Here is a 19768-nt window from a genome sequence, read left to right as displayed (position 1 = left end):
ACTTTCAAAAAGAAGAAATGCTTCTTCTCTTATTATCCGGTATTAGCCCCGGTTTCCCGGAGTTATCCCCGTCTTACAGGCAGATTACCCACGTGTTACTCACCCGTCCGCCGCTAAATCAGAGGAGCAAGCTCCTCATCATTCGCTCGACTTGCATGTATTAGGCACGCCGCCAGCGTTCATCCTGAGCCAGGATCAAACTCTCCATAAAAGTGTTTGTCTTGCTCGGTTTTAAAACTGATGGAATTAATTCTTAATTCCTTACCTATTTCTTTTGTTCAGTTTTCAAAGAACTGTGTGTTTCGTGCGCCGTTTTGTTTTGGCGACTTTAATAATATACCACACTGAAGCGCTAGAGTCAATAGCTTTTTAAAACTTTTTCAAAAACATTTCATTGTGAAACATTTCATCGCGCTAACAGTTTGTAATGTGCTGTTTCTAAGACAGCTTGATTAGTTTACCACGGTTACCAACCCGTGGCAATACCTAAATTAAAAAAACTTCTATCCTAGGATAGAAGCTCTTCTATAAATAAATCGTTGCGGTTTTTAAGTGCGATGATATCACCGCTAGCTTCTAACTTGATCATCGGTCGTGTCGGTTGGCTTTCTTCTATAAATACGATATCACCGATATCATAGTTTGTAAGTCTAACCCGGCTGCCCACTGATAAAGTAGAAAGTCCGGCTAACATCGCCTGCATCACCTGATGATCAAATTTTCCAAACTGATCTTTCATCATCATCTCTAGCACCTTGAACGGAGATTGCTTGCTTCGGTAAGGTCGCTCAGCGGTCATGGCTAAGTAAACATCAGCTACTGCTAATACTTTACTGAATGGATGAAGCTTATTTCCTTTTACTTTTAGAGGATAACCTGATCCATCTGTTCGTTCGTGATGTTGAAGAACACCGAGAAGGACACCTTCTTTAATAGAGGGGATCTTTTTCAGCATGTTGTAGCCTTGAATCGTGTGTTTCTTCACTTCATCAAATTCAGCTGTCGTTAATGACCCGCTCTTCTTTAGTAATGTAGGCTGTATTTTTGCCATACCGCAATCGGACAGCACTCCCGCTAGACCAATCTGTATGCAGTCTCCGCTAGAGAAGTTTAACTTTTTAGCTAAGAACGTACTTAGGATGCCTACAGCGATTGAATGGTGGTACATATAATCAGCACTCGTAGCGTAGTGATGCAGCAATAAGATCTCTTTCGGTACACTCGATCCTTTCTCTAATACAGGTAGAACACTTTGTCGGACTTCGAACATATCGACAGGACTGCCAGATTGCCAGTTTGTAAACAATTGTTTATAACGTTTTACCGTTTGCATGTACAGGGCTGGAAAAGAAAGCTCTTCTTTTTCAGGCGTTTGAGTATGTATTTGTTCTTCAGGTATCCTCGCTTCACTTCTATTAGTCAGTTGGTCTTTTACTTGACGTGTTGTGTTCACACCAGATGCTGATTCATTCAAAACATCTATCTCATCGATCTGAAAACGAGTAAGTACGCGCAGATGCTCAGTATTTAATCTCGTGTTTTTATTGACGATCGGCTGATTAGTCATCGAGAAGACATCCTGAACCAGCATCTGCCCAGCCTTAGCTTGACTCGTTTTTATCTTCATACAAAAAAGCTCCTTTTATTTGGAAGGTCATAATTTTATTTTACATATAAAAAAGAGGAAAATGTAGATACATTTTCCTCTTTTTAGAAATTACTCGTTATTCTCTTCGTTTGTATCTGTTTCTGGAGCTGTCGTTTCTTCAGCAGGTGCTATACCTTCTTCACCTTCTGTAATGATTGGATTACCTTCCTCATCCAGCAACTCATCCGTTTCTTCTTCACGTTCTACAACAGCTACTGTTGCTACGTGATTCGTATCATTCATGGTCATCAATCTGACACCTTGAGTGTTTCGTCCCATTTGGGAGATGCCTGAGATGTTCATACGAATGATGATTCCTTTTGCTGTAATGATCATGAGGTCTTCTTCATCCGTTACGGTCTTAAGCGTAACAACCGGACCGTTCTTTTCCGTGATGTTTACGGTTTTGATCCCTTTACCACCGCGTGATTGAAGACGATATTCACTCATAGGTGTACGTTTTCCGTAACCACGGTCAGTAACGATCAAGATATCTTGTGTCTCATCTAAGACTTCCATACCTACAACCGCATCGTCATCGCCAAGAGTAATGGCTTTAACGCCTGTTGCTGTTCTACCCATCGATCGAACGTCAGTCTCTTGATAACGGATCGACATTCCTTGCTTCGTTCCGACGATGATATCTTTTGTTCCATCTGTTAAACGAACACCCATCAACTCATCTTCTTCACGAAGGTTGATCGCGAAAAGACCACCTTTACGGATGTTGCTATAAGCTGATAACGGAGAACGTTTTGTGATTCCCTGTTTCGTCATGAAGTTCAGGTAGATCTCATCACTTTCCATGTCTTCTACAGGAATGACAGCAGAGATCGTTTCACCTTGCTCAATCTGCAGCAAGTTGATGATCGGAATACCTTTTGCTGTTCTTCCGTATTCAGGAATCTCGTAGCCTTTTAGCCTATAAGCCTTCCCTTTATTCGTGAAGAACAAGATATAGTTGTGTGTATTAGTCGTAAACAGCTGTTCAACAAAGTCATCCTCACTCGTGCCCATTCCTTGGATTCCTTTACCACCACGGCGCTGTGAACGGTAAGTAGAGATCGGAAGGCGCTTGATGTAGCCTTTGTTCGTTAATGTAATAACGATGTTTGAACGAGGAATCAGATCTTCGTCTTCAATACTATTAAATCCTACAGAGATGATCGTACGTCTAGGGTTGTCGTACTTTTCTTTGATCTCGATAAGCTCTGTACGAATAATCTCAAGAATTCTTTGTTCATCTGCAAGAATCGCTCTCAATTCTGTAATTAAAGCAACAAGATCGTTGTATTCGTTCTCGATTTTGTCTCGCTCTAAACCTGTTAATCGCTGTAATCTCATATCTAAGATCGCTTGAGATTGCTCGTAGCTTAGTTCAAACTTTTCCATTAAGCCTTCACGCGCAAGATCCGTTGTTCTTGATCCACGGATGAGTGCAATAACTTCATCCAGATGATCTAGTGCGATACGAAGACCTTCAAGGATATGAGCTCTTGCTTCTGCTTTTTTAAGGTCAAATTCCGTACGGCGACGGATGATGACTTGCTGATGCTTCAGATAATGATACAAACATTCTTTGATGTTAAGAACTTTTGGATGTCCATCAACAAGTGCAAGCATGTTAATACCAAAGCTTGTCTGTAGAGCTGTCTGTTTATATAAATTATTTAAAATAACATTGGCATTCGCATCACGGCGTATCTCCATGACGATACGCATACCGTTACGGTCAGATTCATCACGAAGATCCGTGATACCCTCGATCTTTTTATCACGAACGAGCTCAGCGATCTTTTCGATCAAACGTGCTTTGTTAACTTGATAAGGAAGTTCCGTTACGATAATCGCTTGTTTTCCGCTAGGCATCTCTTCGATTTCTGCTTTTGCGCGGATAATGATGGAGCCTCTTCCAGTTGTGTAAGCTTTGCGAATTCCTTCACGTCCTAGAATTTCACCTGCCGTTGGAAAGTCTGGGCCTGGAATGATTTCCATCAGTTCAGGAATCGTGATATCCGGATTTTCACTCACTGCTAGAATACCGTCGATCACTTCACCTAATTGATGCGGCGGAATGTTCGTCGCCATACCAACCGCGATCCCCGCAGCACCGTTAACGAGCAAGTTCGGGAAGCGAGCAGGTAATACAACCGGTTCTTGTTCAGATCCATCATAGTTATCTTTGTAACCGATCGTGTCTTTGTTGATGTCACGCACCATTTCCATGGCGATCTTAGACATACGAGCTTCTGTGTAACGCATCGCTGCCGCTGCATCGCCATCGACCGAACCAAAGTTACCATGACCGTCGATCAGCATGTGGCGGAAGTTGAAATCCTGTGCCATACGAACCATCGTGTCGTATACAGCAGAGTCACCGTGTGGGTGATACTTACCGATTACTTCCCCAACGATACGAGCAGATTTTTTGTATGCTTTATCAGCCGTCATACCAAGGTCGTTCATCGCATAAAGAATACGTCTGTGAACAGGCTTTAGTCCGTCACGCACATCTGGCAAAGCTCGGCTGACAATAACACTCATGGCATAATCCATGAATGATGCTTTCATTTCCGTACTAATATTAATTTCTTTAATCCGGGAACGTTCCATTTCAGACATTCATTCTACCTCCATAACCCTTTAGAACAGGTTTTTAAAGCCCCCTCGTTCGGCGCTTAAACGCACCGAAACTGGACCTTGTCCAGCTTCAGTATCTTTTATGTTCAGCTTTTGCGGCGTTAACCGCTAAGCATTTCATATGATTATTTACTTTAAAGTAACTGCTTACCGCAGGCGTGCCTTGCTTAGATATCTAAGTTCGTCACATATTGTGCGTTTTCTTGGATAAAGTCACGGCGCGGTTCAACTTTGTCGCCCATTAAGATATCGAACGTTTCATCCGCTGCCATCGCATCTTTCATTTCAACCTGTAGTAATGTACGAGTCTCAGGATCCATTGTCGTTTCCCATAACTGAGATGGGTTCATCTCTCCTAGACCCTTATAACGCTGAAGCTGTGGCTTAGGAACTTGCGGAAGTTCAGCCAATAATTTTTCAAGCTCTTTATCGTTATAGGCATACTCGATACGCTTACCTTGCTGTATTTTGTAAAGTGGTGGCTGTGCGATATAGATATAGCCGTGCTCAATGATCGGACGCATATATCTGAAAAAGAACGTTAGAAGCAACGTACGGATATGTGCACCATCGACATCGGCATCAGTCATGATGATGATCTTATGATAACGAGCTTTCGTAATATCGAACTCATCACCGATTCCTGTTCCTAAAGCTGTGATGATCGCACGAACCTCGTTATTTGAAAGGATTTTGTCGAGTCGTGCTTTTTCAACGTTGATGATCTTACCGCGAAGTGGCAAGATCGCTTGGAAATGACGGTCACGTCCTTGCTTAGCCGATCCACCGGCAGAGTCACCCTCAACCACATAGATCTCTGAGATGCTTGCATCTTTTGAAGAACAGTCTGCCAGTTTACCAGGCAATGACGATACTTCTAACGCACTCTTACGTCGTGTTAGTTCACGTGCTTTTTTAGCAGCAACACGCGCACGCAGTGCCATCATTCCTTTTTCAACAATTGATTTCGCAACGACCGGATTCTCTAGCATGAAAGATGAAAACGTCTCTGAGAAGATGGACTCTGTGATCTGTCTTGCTTCAGAGTTGCCGAGCTTCGTTTTCGTTTGCCCTTCGAACTGAGGATCAGGGTGTTTGATCGAGATGATCGCTGTTAGACCTTCACGAACGTCTTCACCCGTTAAGTTTGTATCGTTGTCTTTGAACAGATTGTTCTTACGGCCATAATCGTTGATCACACGTGTTAGAGCTGTTTTGAACCCTGACTCGTGCGTACCGCCTTCATGTGTATTGATGTTGTTCGCAAACGAATAGATGTTGCTTGCGTAGCTGTCGTTGTATTGGAACGCGATCTCAACCGAGATGCCATCCTTTTCCCCTTCAACGAAGATTGGTTCTTCATGCAGCACTTCACGCGTACGGTTGATGTGCTCTACATAAGATTTAATCCCGCCTTCATAGTGGTATTCCTTTACAACAGGCTCTTCACCGCGCTTGTCTTCAGCGATGATACGAAGACCACGGTTCAAGTATGCAAGTTCACGAATACGGTTTGAGAGTGTAGGGAAATCATATTCTAATGATTCAGTAAAAATTTCAGGGTCTGGTTTGAAGTGAGTACGAGTACCTGTCTTGTCTGTTTCGCCGATAACTTTGAGATCTGCAGTCGGCACGCCGCGCTCGTAAGACTGATAATGCAGCTTTCCATCACGAGATACAGTTACTTCAAGCATCGTGGACAAAGCGTTAACTACCGAGGCACCAACACCGTGCAATCCACCTGATACTTTGTAACCTCCACCGCCAAATTTTCCTCCGGCATGTAGAACCGTCATGATAACTTCTAGAGCTGGTCTTCCCATCTTTTCATGCATACCTACAGGGATTCCACGACCGTTATCTTCTACCGTGATGCTGTTATCTTCTTCGATCGTAATTCGGATCGTGTCACAATAACCTGCTAAAGCTTCATCGATCGAGTTATCGACGATCTCCCAAACGAGATGGTGAAGACCGCGTACGTTCGTAGCACCGATATACATCCCTGGACGTTTACGGACGGCTTCAAGACCTTCGAGAACCTGGATATTACTTTCATCATAATTTTGCTGTTGTTCTAACTGTTGTTCAGTCGTCAATTCGTTCACCTTCATTCCGGTTTAAAAACGCTTTATTTATAAAACCTTTATTTTATATTCCAGCCATTTTCAAGTTCGAGGCGATCAGAGGCTCTCTTTTTTAACGTAGAGGCAGAAAGAGGAGATAGATAGATCGTTTTATCTGTAATGATTACGGATTTAGCAGCATTTCCGCTTAAATCGGTCAATGTCTGATTGTTCTCATGCTTTTTAAGAAACTCTAAGGCTAACTCAGAAGCCTTTAACGCATTGATATCCAATATCGCCAGCACATCTTTTGAATGAATGACTTCTTCATCACCTAAATGCAAAAGCAATGTCCTCACCTCATTTCAAACGTTCTATAGAGCCTGCATGAACCTTGTAAGTTGCGGCTTTCTCGAGTGTTTCGTGGTGTATCCCTTCCACACTAGTCGTTGTAACAAAGGTTTGTACTTTACCTTGAATCGTATTTAAAAGATGTGATTGTCTGAAATCGTCTAGTTCAGATAACACATCGTCCAACAATAGGATCGGGTATTCCCCGACTTCTGAATAGATCAGATCGATCTCAGCGAGCTTCAAAGAAAGAGCAGTCGTTCTCTGTTGTCCTTGAGATCCGAATGTCTGCACGTCTTTTCCGTTCACTGAAAAAAGCAGATCGTCCCGATGAGGACCAAATAAAGAAGTTCCTCGGTCAATCTCTTTTTCTTTTATTTTACCAAACTTCAGATGAAACGCTTCTATCATTTTCGACAAGTCGAGCTCATCACATACCTCTATAGTTGGTTTGTAATGAATTTTTAACGTTTCCAACCCTCTGGATATTCCATGATGGATCGGTTCTGCCCAACTTTGGAGCTTCTCCATGTATTTCATGCGTTTCAGCGTCACTCTGGCTGCTTTATCAATAAGCTGTTCGGTTAAGATCTCGAGCATCGTCATGTTCTGTTGACTTTTGTTGCGATACATTTCTCTTAATAAAGAGTTTCGCTGAGACAAAATCTTTTGGTACACAGAAAGGTCATTTAAATAAACTGCGTTCACCTGGCCGATCTCCATATCAATAAAACGACGACGCACCTGTGGACTGCCTTTTACAAGATTAAGATCCTCAGGTGCAAACATAACCACATTTAGATGTCCAACGTAATCAGTTAACCGGCGTTGTTCGATACGGCTGATTTTCGCTTTTTTTCCTTTTTGTGAGATGACGAGACTTAAATCAAAAGAACTGTTTCTCTTTTTGATGCTACCCTCTATTTTAGCATATTCTTCGTCCCAAGATATCAACTCTTTATCTTTTGCTGTTCGATATGATCGTGCCATGGCCAAAACATAGATTGATTCCATGACATTTGTTTTTCCTTGTGCATTCTCACCTAGAAAAACATTGACCTTATTCTCGAACTCCAGAGACTGTTCTTTATAGTTTCTGTAATTCCTAAGCTGAAGCTTTTCGATATGCAAAGGGATACCCCCTATTCCGTTGTTACCTTGAACTCTCCTACTTCTGGAATGGACACGACATCACCCGCATATAGTTTCTTACCTCGGCGTGTTTCATGTTCTCCGTTCACAAGAACTTCATGTTCTGCTAAATACCATTTTACCATTCCTCCCGATTGGATGACATCGGTAGTTTTCAACAGTTGTTGAAGGGTGATGAATTCGGTGTTGATCTTTACGTTTTCCATTTTAAAAAAACCTCCTGGTTGTTTCTTTGGTATGTTTGAAAGGTTGATCTGCGTTCCAGGATGCTCGCTTTCCGCGGGGCAGGCGGTGAGCCACTTGCCGCTATGCGCCACTAAGTGTCTCACCTGACCGCTAGTCCCGCAGGAGTCTCGCACCTTGCACTCCGATCAATACTCGATGATGTGAAATATACAAAAATTCAAAAATCTGTTAGTAAATATATTAGAAAAACATGTGGCTCTTACTAGTTTCTCCAAAAAACGATGGACTTAGAAAGAAAAGAAAGCCACCGGTGATTCCGGCAGCTTTATATTTTAGTACGTTCTTACAGGTAGAATTAATTGGCGGATGGAATCATCTGAGACGGGTTGGATCAGGAATGGTCTCATCGCACCTGTGAACAGGATGCTGATCTCTGAGCAATCCATAACTTTAAGTGCTTCCATCACATATTTTGCGTTGAATGAGATCTTTAGCTCTTCTCCTTCAATCTCCTCTGCGATCATATGTTCAAATACTTTACCGATCTCTGGAGAATTTGAAGAAAGTTCGATTGTTTGGTTATCAAGTGTTGCTAGCTTCACGACGTTGTTTCTTCCTTCTCTCGCTAATAAAGAAGCACGGTCGATCGCTTGTAAGAATTCTTTTGTCTTCAGAACAAAAGTTGTTTTGCTCTCTGAAGGAATCAATTTTGATGTATCCGGATAGTTTCCGTCTAGTAGTCTTGAGAACAATAAGATGTTTTTTGCTTTGAACAAGATCTGATTGTTCGTTACGACGATTTGAACTTTTTCAGCATTTTCATCTAGAATCTTTGAAAGTTCGTTCAAACTTTTACCAGGAATGACGACGTTCTGGAATGAAAGCTCTTCACTTTGAGAATCGATCGGCATTTTACGTTCAGCCAAGCGATGACTATCTGTTGCAATACAGTTTAGAACACCGTCAGTTAACGTCCAATTAACACCTGTTAGGATAGGGCGTGTTTCTGAGGTGGACACTGCAAAGACAGTTTGGCGGATCATCGCTTTTAGAAGATCACTCTGAATCTCAAAGACTAAGTTTTCTTCGATCTGCGGTAGTCTAGGGTATTCTTCAGGGTCTAACCCTAAAAGGCTGAATTCAGAAGCGCCTGAACGAAGAGTGGTTTCAAAACGCTCACCTACTTCGATCTCAACAGAATCATTCGGAAGTTTTTTAACGATCTCTGAAAAATAACGAGCGGGAAGTACGACACTTCCTTCTTGCTTCACTTCGATATGTACAAGATCTCCTTCTTCAACCGGTATCAGTCGTTCAATTGAAATATCAGAATCGCTACCAGTCAGATGAACACCGTCATATGTGACTTCCATTTTGATTCCCGTCAGAATCGGAATTGTTGTTCTTGAAGATACAGCTTTCATTACATCTTGAACAGCTTCGATCAACTGGTTTAACTGAATCTTAACTTTCATTATTTTGCCCCCCTGATATTTATTAAAATCTTTTAAAAAAATAGTAGTAATAGTACTAGGCGCTGTGAATGTGTGGATAACCCTACAAAACAAAGATAGAACAGCCTATCCACATGTGGACAGACTGTGTATAAAGTAACTGCAGTTATTCACAGTATTCAGTGTTGTTTATTTAGTTGGATTTCAGCTGATCATGAATTTCTTGCACTTTTCTTTGCAGAATATGATCCGTTATCAGCATAGTAGAGATCTTTTCGTGAGCATGAAGAACCGTTGTATGGTCGCGACCTCCAAATTCTTCACCTATTTTAGGTAAAGAGTTATCGGTTAGTTCACGAGAAAGATACATCGCGATCTGCCTAGGAAAAGCTACAGATTTTGTTCGTTTCTTTGCTGTAAAATCTTCTAGCTTCACATTGTAATGCTTGCCAACTACTTCTTGTATATGGTGAATCGTCAAAGTTCTTGGCTTTGCAGAAGGAATAATGTCGCGAAGTGCTTCTGCTGCAAGATCTGCATTCATATCTTGGTTGATGAGAGAAGAATAAGCAACAACACGAATGAGTGCTCCTTCTAACTCTCTAATGTTCGTATCTATCTGATTCGCGATATAGAGCATCACTTCGTTTGGTATATCAAGGCCTTCTGCTTTCGCTTTTTTACGTAAAATCGCAATACGCGTTTCTAAGTCAGGAGGTGTGATATCCGTAATAAGTCCCCATTCAAAGCGGGAACGAAGTCTGTCTTCTAATGTCGGAATCTCCTTTGGAGGTCGATCACTAGAGATGACAATCTGCTTACTTTCTTCATGAAGTGCGTTAAATGTATGGAAAAATTCCTCTTGCGTTTGTTCTTTTCCTGCAAGGAACTGAATATCATCTATTAAAAGCACGTCCACGCTGCGAAATTTGTTGCGAAACTCAACTGTTTTATTGTCACGAATTGAGTTGATGAACTCATTCGTAAATTTTTCTGAAGACAGGTAAACAACCTTCGCCCCAGGATTATGTTCCAATACATAATGGCCGATCGCATGCATAAGATGCGTTTTTCCTAAACCAACGCCCCCGTAAATAAATAGCGGGTTATAAGCTTTTGCCGGTGCTTCAGCAACAGCTAATGAAGCGGCATGAGCAAAACGGTTTCCAGAACCGATAACGAATCGGTCAAACGTATATTTCGGATTCAACATACTTTGGGAAACTTCTTCGTGAGGCTCATTTGCTGCTTTTGGGGCTTTTTTCATGGAAAGTTCCAGATCTAGGTCTAGTTCTGTCTGATTTTGTGGAATGATGAACTTTACGTCAAGCGCTGCTCCTGTTACGTCTAGAAGCGTCTCTGAAATGATACCTGCATATCTGGATTCCAGCCAGTCACGGGCAAACTCATTTGGCGCAGTAATTACGAGCGTATCATTTTGTAATGCATGAGCCGTTGTTGATTTTAACCAAGTCTCAAAGCTAGGCTTACTGACTTTTGTTTCGATCGCAGCAAGTGCTTTGGACCATAGGTCGTTTATGTTTTCCAACCAATTTACCCCCCTTATCTCTTTCGAATCATCCTATTTCAGCAGTCATTTCCCTGTTGTATAAGAATTGTACACCCAGTGAATACCTATGAATAAAAATAAAAAGTCCACACCTTATGTGAATGATAATTAATATAGTAGATAATAGGATTATGAACAGTTAAACCTTATCTGTGGACAACCTTTATAACAGCTTTTGAAACCTGTCCACAAGTTTATCCACAGGTTGTGAATAACTTTATTAGCGGTGCAGGTTGTTAACGAGTTAAAACACAACTAGCATATCAAAAATAATCAGGCTTGGCAACGAGTTATTGTTACTTATCCACAACGCCCATACCTTGTGTAGAAAAGTTGTCCACAACACTAGATTTTGTGTAAAACGTGTCGATAATTGGTGTGGATAATGAAAACCATGTCGAAAAAGATGTCCACAGGTTAGCTCGTGAAGATTTTGGTGAAGCTTGTAGAAGGAGAAATGGTGGGTATGCTCTGTTGGATGTGAAAGTAGTTAATTTCCGTTACAGGTGCTCTCTTTCCACGGGGCGAACGGTGAGCCTCCTGCCGCTACGCGCCATTAGGAGTCTACACCTGATCGCTCGTCCCGTAGGAGTCTCGCATCTTTCACTTCAATTAACTTGTCAATGAAGCAATAACCAAAACACTTATATAAAAAATCTGTGTTTTACCTGACGTTCTCTTTCGGATCGTAAGAATGATCTAGACTGAAACTGAATTTTCACATGGAGGAATCGATGCTGGATCTCATGTTCTCAAACTTGTTTGGGCAAGACTTGATAACAGAGATCATCACTTTCAAAGGCAAAAAACTTGCAAAAAAACACAAACTTAAAATCCAGCTTGACAAATTTATGGGTCAGTCATTATACTTTATTAGACTGTCTTTTATAAGAGATATCCTCAGGGAGGTGTAATATACATGAAACCTACATTTCAACCGAACAATCGTAAGCGTAAGAAGGTACATGGTTTCCGTGCACGTATGGCTACTAAGAACGGTCGTAAAGTTCTAGCTCGCCGTCGTCAAAAGGGAAGAAAAGTGTTATCCGCATAGGCCACTGACATCAGTGGTCTTTTTTTACTTTTATAGAGAGAATTTTGCTCACTCCAAGTCCGTGTTTTCTGTACGAGGTCGTTTTTTCGAAGTTAAAGGTTTTATATGAAGAAAACAGGCCGATACTGGGTGATGAATAGCAACAAAAAGACTTTGGAATGAGATTGCATAATTGATGGAGTGTTAAATGAATGAAGAAAGAACAGCGCATCAAAAAAAATGAGGAATTTCAAGAAGTCTTCAAAAAAGGAAAATCAACGGCTAATCGCCAATTTGTAATATACAGTTTAAGAAAAGAAGATCAGCCTGTTTTTCGAATCGGTCTTTCTGTTAGCAAAAAAGTTGGAAAAGCTGTTACGAGAAACAGAATTAAACGATCTGTTAAGGAAATCTTCCATAAATATAGTGAACAGCTTCTTTCAGGCAGGGATTACGTGGTTATCGCGAGAATACCTACTGCTAATATGGACTTTCACGAGATGGAAAAAAGTCTGCTTCATGTTTTGAACAGAGCGAACGTATTAAAAAAGAGGGTGTAAGAAAAATGAGGTCCTTATTTATAGGGATTATTCGTTTTTACCAGCTATGGATTTCCCCGCTAACACCGCCTTCATGCCGCTTTTATCCGACATGCTCGCATTACGGCATAGAAGCTTTCAGGCGTCACGGTGTATTTAAAGGAATGTGGCTAACTTTTGTCAGAATTTCAAAGTGCCATCCTTTTCATCCCGGAGGCGTTGACCTCGTGCCTGAAAAAAGGGACAATAAATAATTGAGATAAGATTTATGATTTTAAGGAGGATAAGAGTTTGCGTAAGAAAATAGGTTTACTGATTGCCCTTTTCGCACTCATGGCTGTCCTATCAGGATGTGGAACGATGGATCCCATCACAGAAGACAGAACGGGAATTTGGGACACATATTTTGTATATCCGTTATCATGGTTGATCACATACTTTGCGACCTTAACTGGTGAAAACTACGGATTAGCGATCATTATCGTAACATTGATCATTCGTACTGCGCTTCTTCCGTTAATGATTAAGCAAACACGCAGTTCTAAAGCGATGCAAGAAATTCAGCCTGAAATTCAAAAGCTTCGTGAAAAGTACAAGTCGAAAGATGCGAACACACAACAGAAATTACAGCAAGAAACGATGGCTTTATTCCAGAAGAACGGAGTTAATCCGCTTGCTGGTTGTTTACCTTTATTGATTCAGATGCCGATTCTTTTAGGTTTCTACCACGCGATCATGCGTACGGGTGAAATCGCGAACCATAATTTCCTTTGGTTTGACTTAGGAGATCCGGATCCATTTTATATCTTACCGTTAGTAGCCGGTTTAACGACATTCTTACAGCAAAAGATCATGATGGGCGGAATGGATAATCCAAATCCGCAGATGAAGATGCTTTTATACATCATGCCAGTAATGATCGTTGTGTTTGCGATTAATTTCCCAGCTGCACTATCTCTATATTGGGTGATCGGTAACATATTCATGATTGGACAGACATATTTCATTACGACCCCAATGAAAAAGAAAGAAAACCAAGTTGATGGGGGAGCTAAAAAGTGAAAAAGGTACAGGTAACAGGGAAAACGGTTGAAGAAGCAGTAGCAGCAGCACTAGAACAACTTCAGACTTCAAAAGATCAAGTAGAGATATCCGTTCTAGAAGATTCCAAAAAAGGTTTCTTTGGACTTGGCGGGAAGCCAGCAGTTGTTGAAGTAACAGTGAAAGCTGATCCTGTTAAATCCGCGATCGACTACCTCGAGGATGTTACATCCAAAATGGGAGTGCCCGTTACCATCACACAGCGACAGGAAAATGATCATCTTGTGCTGGATTTATCCGGTGACAAAATTGCGATTTTAATTGGAAAACGTGGACAAACGCTTAATGCGCTTCAGCTTTTAACGAATATGGTTGCAAACTCTGATCCTGCAAGCAAGCATGTGAAAATTGTGCTTGATGCTGAAAACTATCGTACCAGAAGACAAGAGTCACTCGAGCGTTTAGCTGAGCATTCTGCACAAAAGGTGTTTTTCACAAAGAAAAGCTTTGCTTTTGAGCCGATGCCTGCTAATGAACGAAAAGTGATTCATTTAGCACTCAAAGAAAACAGAGATGTTGAGACTACGTCTGAAGGGGTTGAGCCTTTTCGTAAGGTTGTAATCCGCCCGACATCCTCAAGCAAAAGATAAAAAAGCTTCAGAGGTTTATCCTCTGAAGTTTTTTTTTGCTTTCATCAAAATGATGATAAGCTACGTCTTTTAGTTAATCATGCTAGCACATTTAAGGTCGTTTTTAAGCTTCATTTCAGCCTCGTTTTCTTTACTGTGAGCACATTATGCGATACACTATTTTTTATTGTGGATATTTATGTCCATTTTTACTAAAACCTTATTGCAGTACTTATTTAAGGCCATACTAAAAGTAATTTATATAGAGCGTAAGAAAGAGGAAAGCCGAGGTGATACAACAATGGAATTTGACACGATAACAGCGATCTCCACTCCTATGGGAGAAGGAGCGATCGCAATTGTCCGTTTGAGCGGACCTGACGCAGTTGCCATTGCAGATAAAGTTTATAGTGGGACAAAACGTCTCTCTGAAGTTGATACACACACGATTCATTACGGAAAATTGATCGATCCGAAACTCGATCAAGCAGTTGAAGAAGTAATGATCAGCGTGATGCGTGAACCGCGTACGTTCACGCGGGAAGATGTTGTTGAGATCAACTGTCATGGAGGGTTAGTTTCTGTAAATAGAGTTCTTCAATTGATTCTTCAGCAAGGAGCGCGCTTAGCGGAACCAGGAGAATTTACGAAGCGAGCATTCTTAAACGGGAGGATCGATCTTTCTCAAGCGGAAGCGGTCATGGATCTGATCCGAGCGAAGACAGACCGTGCGATGAACGTTGCCCTCAACCAGATGGAAGGCCGTTTATCATCACTCGTTATGCGTCTTAGACAAACTCTCTTAGAAACGATCGCACATGTAGAAGTGAACATCGATTATCCAGAGTATGACGCAGAAGAGATGACTCATTCTCTGTTGAATAACAACCTTCTCACTGTAAAAAAAGAAGTAGAATCAATTTTACAAACTGCAAGCCAAGGTAAGATCCTTCGCGAAGGATTGTCTACGGCGATCATCGGAAGACCGAATGTAGGGAAGTCATCTCTTATGAATGCACTCGTTCATGAGAACAAAGCGATCGTTACAGATATCGCCGGAACGACACGTGACGTTATCGAAGAGTACGTGAACGTTAGAGGCGTGCCGTTACGATTAGTTGATACAGCTGGAATTCGTGAGACAGAAGACATCGTGGAAAAGATCGGTGTTGAAAAATCACGTAAAGTATTAAAAGAAGCTGATCTCATTCTGCTTGTTATAAACGGGAACGAAGTGCTCTCACTTGAAGATGAGAACTTGTTCCGTGCAGCTGCCGGACTCGATAAGATCGTAATTATTAATAAAACAGATCTTGAAATGAAAGTAGACATGGACCGAATCAAAGAACTTGCAGAGAATTCACCTGTTATCTCAACCTCTTTAGTAAAAGAAGAGGGAATAGATGAACTTGAACAAGCGATCGCAAACTTGTTCTTTGCAGGCGGAATCGAAGCGCAAGACTTAACATACGTATCCAACTCTAGGCACATCGCACTTCTGCAGCAGACGATTCATCATATCGATGAAGCACTCGGCGGCATTGAAGCAGATCTACCTATAGATATGGTACAGATCGATATTACAAGAGCTTGGGAGATACTCGGAGAAATCGTAGGAGACACGGTTTCAGAGAGTCTGATCGACCAATTGTTCTCTCAATTCTGTTTAGGAAAATAAAAAAAGGAGGAAAAAACGATGGGATATAAAGCAGATACGTTTGATGTGATCGTAGTCGGTGCAGGACATGCCGGTGTTGAAGCGGCACTTGCTTCTGCACGTATGGGCGCTAAAACATTATGTTTAACGCTGAACTTAGATACAGTCGCCTATATGCCATGTAATCCGTCAGTAGGCGGACCGGCTAAAGGGATCGTCGTTCGTGAAGTTGACGCACTTGGCGGAGAGATGGCACGTAACATCGACAAGACACATATTCAAATGCGTATGCTGAACACAGGTAAAGGCCCAGCGGTACGTGCGCTGCGCGCGCAAGCGGATAAATATCTGTATCAGCATGAAATGAAAAAAACGATGGAAAACACAGAGAACCTTACATTACGTCAAGGGATGGTAGAGCGTCTGATCATCGAAGACGGTGAATGTAGAGGTGTTATCACAAAAACCGGTGCGGAATACGCGGCAAAAGCGGTCGTACTTACAACGGGAACGTACTTAAGAGGGAAGATTATCATCGGAGAGCTTGCTTATGAGAGCGGCCCAAACAACATGGCTCCTTCGATCAACTTGTCTTTTCATCTGCAAGAGTTAGGCTTTGACATGGTGCGTTTCAAAACAGGTACACCTCCGCGTGTTAACAGCAAGACGATTGATTATTCCAAAACCGAAATTCAGCCTGGTGACGATGTACCTCGTGCTTTTTCTTATGAAACAACAGAGTACATCACAGATCAGCTTCCTTGCTGGCTAACGTATACAGGTGAAGAAACGCATCAGTTAATAAACGGAAACCTTCATCGCTCACCGATGTATTCCGGAATGATCGAAGGTACTGGACCGAGATATTGTCCATCGATCGAGGATAAGATCGTACGTTTCAATGATAAACCAAGACATCAGATCTTCTTAGAGCCTGAAGGACGCAATACAGAAGAAGTATATGTTCAAGGCCTTTCTACAAGTCTTCCTGAAGATGTACAGAAACGAATCTTAGCAACGATTCCTGGTCTTGAAAAAGCAGAGTTGATGCGTGCGGGATATGCGATTGAGTATGATGCGATCGTTCCAACTCAACTTTGGCCATCTCTTGAGACGAAGCGTGTGAACGGTCTATTTACAGCAGGGCAGCTGAACGGAACGAGCGGATATGAAGAGGCAGCAGGTCAAGGACTCATGGCGGGAATTAACGCTGCGTTAAAAGTCCAAGATAAAGAGCCTCTTGTGCTTGATCGTTCAGAAGCGTACATCGGAGTCTTGATCGACGACTTGATCACAAAAGGAACGAACGAACCGTATCGCCTTCTAACATCGCGTGCAGAGTACCGTTTATTGTTAAGACATGACAACGCAGATCTGCGACTAACGAAAAAAGGTCATGAAATCGGACTGATACCACAAGATCGTTACGAACGCTTTGAAGAGAAGAAAGCATTAATTGCGCAGGAAATAGATCGACTCGAGCATGTTTCAATCAAACCGAGTGAAATCGTACAGCAAGTTCTTGCAGAGTCGCAATCGACTTCATTAAAAGAACCGATGTCAGCGGCTAACTTGTTAAAGCGTCCTGAGATCACATATCCTGTTATTCATAAACTCGTACCAGCTGAAACAGCATTGCCGGAGACAGTGATGGAGCAGGTTGAGATTCAGGTGAAATATGCGGGATATATCGATAAACAGCTCGCACAAGTTGAAAAGATGCGTAAGATGGAAAACAAAAAGCTTCCGGTAGATCTTGATTATATGGCAATCAATGGACTAGCTACAGAAGCCAAACAAAAACTTCACGAAGTTCGGCCTCTTTCTGTCGGGCAGGCATCACGTGTATCAGGGGTAAACCCAGCAGATATCTCGATTCTGTTGATCTATCTCGAACAAGGTAAACTGGCGAAGATCGCCCGTTGAGGGGGAACGTGAAAATCATGAATATCGAATTGTTTCAAACTTCCTTAAAAGAAAAGGGAGTCGAATTATCTGAAAAGCAGCTTTCACAGTTTGAAACGTATTATAACCTGCTCGTTGAGTGGAACGAAAAAATGAATCTTACAGCGATTACAGAAAAAGAAGAAGTGTATTTGAAACACTTTTATGATTCTGTGACGGCAGGTTTTTATTTTGATTTTAATCAAGACATCACGGTGTGCGATGTTGGGGCTGGAGCAGGTTTCCCAGCTATACCACTGAAGATTGCATTTCCAGAAATCAAGCTAACGGTCGTTGATTCTCTGAATAAACGCATCGGATTTTTACAGCACGTAGTAGATGAACTTGGTTTAGAAGAAGTATCTCTGTATCATGACCGTGCAGAAACTTTTGCTCACCGTCCGGAGTTTAGACAGACGTTCGATCTTGTGACGGCTCGTGCGGTTGCTAGACTATCTGTACTATCTGAGCTCTGTTTGCCACTCGTAAAAATTGGTGGACACTTCTTAGGAATGAAGGGTGCTAACCTTCCTGAAGAAGTGAGAGACGGAGAAAAAGCAGTTAAACTTTTAGGCGGTAAAGTAAAAGATATTCACTCGTTCGTATTACCGATCGAAGAGAGCGAACGCAATATCATTGTTATTGACAAAGTAAAAGAAACACCAAAGAAATTTCCGCGTAAACCTGGAACGCCAAATAAATCTCCTATTTCGTAATCTTAGGCTGTGTTTCTATGTGAAACATAGCTGTTACATAAAAGAAAGATTTTTACAGACTTGCAGGATTATTGAACTAGAGAGAAGAATTAGTTAACAGGCAGATTACAAAAGGTGGTGTATTCGCATGAAGCATCCTTTTTCACGTTTATTCGGCATCGGCGAAAAGAGCCAGCAAACCTTAGATCCAGAACCAGCTGAAAAAAACGACAACGAAGAAGTACTTCAACTTCCGGTTCAAAGAATCATACCTAACCGGTTTCAGCCTCGTACGGTTTTTATAGATGAACGAATCGAAGAGTTATCACAGACGATTGAAGCTCACGGGATCATTCAACCCATCGTTGTTCGAGGTATAGGCGACGACAAATACGAGCTGATCGCGGGCGAACGTAGGTGGCGTGCTGTCCAAAAACTTGGATGGGAAAAGATTCCTGCGATCATTAAAGAGATGGACGACTCTCAAACGGCTTCTGTAGCACTTATTGAGAACCTTCAGCGAGAAGAGTTGACAGCTATTGAAGAAGCGATGGCATATGCTAAGCTTCTAGAATTGCACGGACTCACACAAGAAGGACTTGCTCAAAAGTTAGGGAAAGGTCAGTCTACGATTGCGAACAAGCTGCGTCTGTTAAAGCTTCCGCAGTCTATTCAAGATGCCCTTTTGCAGAAAAAGGTAACAGAGCGTCATGCTCGTGCATTGATCGTTTTGAAATCTCCTGAAAAGATGGAGGCCGTTCTTCAAGAAATCATCGAAAAGCAATTGAATGTAAAGCAAACTGAAGAACGTGTAAAACGGATGATTGAATCTGAAACAGCAGAAAAGAAACCTCAATCACGCCGTAAATCGTATAGCAAGGATATGCGACTAGCAATCAATACGGTAAGACAATCGGTAGACATGGTCGTGCAAAGCGGGCTATCGATCGATACAGAAGAAGAAGAGCATGAGGAGTTCTATCAGTTCACGATTCGCATTCCGAAAAAATAAAAAAGATAAGACCATCAGCTTGAATGGGAGCTGGTGGTTTTTTTGTTGGTTTAGAATTCTATGTCGTTTTTGAAAGTGTGGTTGATCTCCGTTTCAGGACGCTCGCTTTCCGTGGGGCAGGCGGTGAGCCACTTGCCGCTATGCGCCATTA

At 41.8% G+C, this 19768-nt stretch carries 17 protein-coding genes and 1 rRNA gene; 9 read left to right on the top strand and 9 right to left on the bottom strand.

Annotated features, from left to right (window positions below):
- The 9 genes from ACOZ9X_RS18925 to dnaA form a co-directional block, all read right to left on the bottom strand.
- Positions 1–211 (bottom strand): 16S ribosomal RNA (locus tag ACOZ9X_RS18925); the annotation flags it as partial.
- Positions 212–508: 297 nt separating this feature from the next.
- Entirely contained in the window at positions 509–1627 is a 1119-nt protein-coding gene (locus ACOZ9X_RS18920) for an HD-GYP domain-containing protein (RefSeq protein ID WP_423419526.1), read from the bottom strand.
- A gap of 90 nt (positions 1628–1717) precedes the next feature.
- A complete protein-coding gene (gene gyrA, locus ACOZ9X_RS18915) occupies positions 1718–4270 on the bottom strand; it encodes a DNA gyrase subunit A (RefSeq protein ID WP_066399575.1) in 2553 nt (850 codons plus the stop codon).
- 185 nt (positions 4271–4455) lie between these two features.
- Positions 4456–6402, bottom strand: coding sequence for a DNA topoisomerase (ATP-hydrolyzing) subunit B (gene gyrB, locus ACOZ9X_RS18910; RefSeq protein ID WP_066399573.1), 1947 nt, complete (start codon positions 6400–6402; stop codon positions 4456–4458).
- A 32-nt stretch (positions 6403–6434) separates the two neighbouring features.
- Positions 6435–6704, bottom strand: a complete 270-nt coding sequence (gene remB / locus ACOZ9X_RS18905; protein WP_066399572.1) for an extracellular matrix regulator RemB — start codon at positions 6702–6704, stop codon at positions 6435–6437.
- A gap of 10 nt (positions 6705–6714) precedes the next feature.
- On the bottom strand, positions 6715–7836 hold the full coding sequence (gene recF, locus ACOZ9X_RS18900; protein WP_066399570.1) for a DNA replication/repair protein RecF: 1122 nt from the start codon (positions 7834–7836) through the stop codon (positions 6715–6717).
- Positions 7837–7847: 11 nt separating this feature from the next.
- Entirely contained in the window at positions 7848–8063 is a 216-nt protein-coding gene (yaaA, locus tag ACOZ9X_RS18895; RefSeq protein ID WP_066399568.1) for a S4 domain-containing protein YaaA, read from the bottom strand.
- Between the two features lie 312 nt (positions 8064–8375).
- A complete protein-coding gene (gene dnaN / locus ACOZ9X_RS18890) occupies positions 8376–9518 on the bottom strand; it encodes a DNA polymerase III subunit beta (protein ID WP_423419525.1) in 1143 nt (380 codons plus the stop codon).
- 172 nt (positions 9519–9690) lie between these two features.
- A complete protein-coding gene (gene dnaA, locus ACOZ9X_RS18885) occupies positions 9691–11046 on the bottom strand; it encodes a chromosomal replication initiator protein DnaA (RefSeq protein ID WP_423419524.1) in 1356 nt (451 codons plus the stop codon).
- Between the two features lie 940 nt (positions 11047–11986).
- On the opposite strand from dnaA, the gene rpmH reads away from it, so the two are divergent.
- From rpmH to noc, 9 genes are all read left to right on the top strand, one after another.
- Positions 11987–12121 carry a 50S ribosomal protein L34 gene (gene rpmH / locus ACOZ9X_RS18880; protein ID WP_007201576.1) on the top strand — a complete coding sequence of 45 codons (135 nt, stop codon included), beginning with the start codon at positions 11987–11989 and terminating at the stop codon, positions 12119–12121.
- A 191-nt stretch (positions 12122–12312) separates the two neighbouring features.
- Positions 12313–12660 carry a ribonuclease P protein component gene (gene rnpA / locus ACOZ9X_RS18875; RefSeq protein WP_066399560.1) on the top strand — a complete coding sequence of 116 codons (348 nt, stop codon included), beginning with the start codon at positions 12313–12315 and terminating at the stop codon, positions 12658–12660.
- 5 nt (positions 12661–12665) lie between these two features.
- Positions 12666–12893 (top strand): membrane protein insertion efficiency factor YidD, encoded by a 228-nt coding sequence (yidD, locus tag ACOZ9X_RS18870; protein WP_082861542.1) that lies wholly within the window; start codon positions 12666–12668, stop codon positions 12891–12893.
- A gap of 37 nt (positions 12894–12930) precedes the next feature.
- Entirely contained in the window at positions 12931–13701 is a 771-nt protein-coding gene (spoIIIJ, locus tag ACOZ9X_RS18865; protein WP_137791320.1) for a YidC family membrane integrase SpoIIIJ, read from the top strand.
- Positions 13698–14330 carry an RNA-binding cell elongation regulator Jag/EloR gene (gene jag, locus ACOZ9X_RS18860; protein ID WP_066399554.1) on the top strand — a complete coding sequence of 211 codons (633 nt, stop codon included), beginning with the start codon at positions 13698–13700 and terminating at the stop codon, positions 14328–14330. Before spoIIIJ ends, jag begins: the two co-directional genes overlap by 4 nt.
- Positions 14331–14610: 280 nt before the next feature.
- Positions 14611–15987: a tRNA uridine-5-carboxymethylaminomethyl(34) synthesis GTPase MnmE gene (gene mnmE, locus ACOZ9X_RS18855; RefSeq protein ID WP_423419523.1), complete on the top strand. Its 1377-nt coding sequence runs from the start codon at positions 14611–14613 to the stop codon at positions 15985–15987.
- Positions 15988–16005: 18 nt separating this feature from the next.
- Positions 16006–17892: a tRNA uridine-5-carboxymethylaminomethyl(34) synthesis enzyme MnmG gene (gene mnmG, locus ACOZ9X_RS18850; protein ID WP_423419522.1), complete on the top strand. Its 1887-nt coding sequence runs from the start codon at positions 16006–16008 to the stop codon at positions 17890–17892.
- Positions 17893–17909: 17 nt separating this feature from the next.
- Positions 17910–18626 (top strand): 16S rRNA (guanine(527)-N(7))-methyltransferase RsmG, encoded by a 717-nt coding sequence (gene rsmG, locus ACOZ9X_RS18845; protein ID WP_379676248.1) that lies wholly within the window; start codon positions 17910–17912, stop codon positions 18624–18626.
- Between the two features lie 127 nt (positions 18627–18753).
- Positions 18754–19617, top strand: a complete 864-nt coding sequence (gene noc, locus ACOZ9X_RS18840) for a nucleoid occlusion protein (RefSeq protein ID WP_066399545.1) — start codon at positions 18754–18756, stop codon at positions 19615–19617.
- Positions 19618–19768 lie beyond the last annotated feature (151 nt).

Origin of the sequence: Fictibacillus nanhaiensis (genome assembly GCF_049537595.1) — a bacterium.
Classification (GTDB): domain Bacteria; phylum Bacillota; class Bacilli; order Bacillales; family Fictibacillaceae; genus Fictibacillus; species Fictibacillus nanhaiensis_F.
Note: the sequence above shows the minus strand (reverse complement) of the source record. Positions and strands in the feature narration are given on the sequence as shown.

Excerpts from the sequence above, each read along its gene's own strand:
- ACOZ9X_RS18920 (WP_423419526.1), bottom strand. The coding sequence starts at position 1,627 with ATGAAGATAAAAACGAGTCAAGCTAAGGCTGGGCAGATGCTGGTTCAG.
- gyrA (WP_066399575.1), bottom strand. The coding sequence starts at position 4,270 with ATGTCTGAAATGGAACGTTCCCGGATTAAAGAAATTAATATTAGTACG.
- gyrB (WP_066399573.1), bottom strand. The coding sequence starts at position 6,402 with ATGAAGGTGAACGAATTGACGACTGAACAACAGTTAGAACAACAGCAA.
- yaaA (WP_066399568.1), bottom strand. The coding sequence starts at position 8,063 with ATGGAAAACGTAAAGATCAACACCGAATTCATCACCCTTCAACAACTG.
- dnaN (WP_423419525.1), bottom strand. The coding sequence starts at position 9,518 with ATGAAAGTTAAGATTCAGTTAAACCAGTTGATCGAAGCTGTTCAAGAT.
- rpmH (WP_007201576.1), top strand. The coding sequence starts at position 11,987 with ATGAAACCTACATTTCAACCGAACAATCGTAAGCGTAAGAAGGTACAT.
- rnpA (WP_066399560.1), top strand. The coding sequence starts at position 12,313 with ATGAAGAAAGAACAGCGCATCAAAAAAAATGAGGAATTTCAAGAAGTC.
- yidD (WP_082861542.1), top strand. The coding sequence starts at position 12,666 with ATGAGGTCCTTATTTATAGGGATTATTCGTTTTTACCAGCTATGGATT.
- mnmE (WP_423419523.1), top strand. The coding sequence starts at position 14,611 with ATGGAATTTGACACGATAACAGCGATCTCCACTCCTATGGGAGAAGGA.
- mnmG (WP_423419522.1), top strand. The coding sequence starts at position 16,006 with ATGGGATATAAAGCAGATACGTTTGATGTGATCGTAGTCGGTGCAGGA.
- rsmG (WP_379676248.1), top strand. The coding sequence starts at position 17,910 with ATGAATATCGAATTGTTTCAAACTTCCTTAAAAGAAAAGGGAGTCGAA.
- noc (WP_066399545.1), top strand. The coding sequence starts at position 18,754 with ATGAAGCATCCTTTTTCACGTTTATTCGGCATCGGCGAAAAGAGCCAG.